At 77.1% G+C, this 634-nt stretch carries 1 pseudogene; it reads left to right on the top strand.

The features are described 5' to 3' along the window. Positions 1 to 117: 117 nt before the first annotated feature. Positions 118 to 634: pseudogene (locus tag AN218_RS28705) on the top strand (hypothetical protein); the annotation flags it as partial.

Raw genomic sequence — 634 nt, forward strand, 5'->3', positions numbered from 1 at the left:
CGCCGCCGCGGGCCCCGGCGCCCTGCGCGGCGACGGCCCCGGTGACGGCCGCGCGGCGACGGCGGGCGACGGTACGTCGAAGGGCGACTCCGACGGCGAAGACTCCAAGGGTGCCGCGTGCTCGCTCTCCGTCTAGCCCGTGGTGGCCGCCCCCTCACGCTGCTGCGCCGTCTTCTGGTCGCGTGCGCCACGGCAGTCGTGGGTTTCCTGCTGCTGGCCGCGCTGGGCCACGCCCTGGCGCATCCGCAGCAGCCCGGCCCGTCCCTCGTCCGTCTGGTGTGGTGCCTCGTACCGCTGGCCGCGGCCGTGCAGTTCGCCGCCGCCGTCGCGCGTACGGATCCCGGTTCGCGTTCGCTGTCGGCGCTGGACGTGGCGGGGGTGGGCCCGGCCCGCATCCCCGTGCTCGCCGCGGCGTCGACGGCGATGTCCGCGCTGCTGGGCAGTGCGATCGCACTCGTCGTGTGCCTGTATCTGCGGGGGCAGTTGGTGTCGTCGGTGCCCTCCCTTCCCTTCGGCGGGGCGGGCGTGCGGCTGCTGTCGGCCGACCGTCCGCTGCCGATCGCCGCGACCCTGGTCCTGCTGTGCGTGCCGCCGCTCGCCGCGGCGGCCGGTGCGGCGCTGGCGACCCGGCCCG

The organism is Streptomyces nanshensis, assembly GCF_001751255.1.
Classification (GTDB): domain Bacteria; phylum Actinomycetota; class Actinomycetes; order Streptomycetales; family Streptomycetaceae; genus Streptomyces; species Streptomyces nanshensis_A.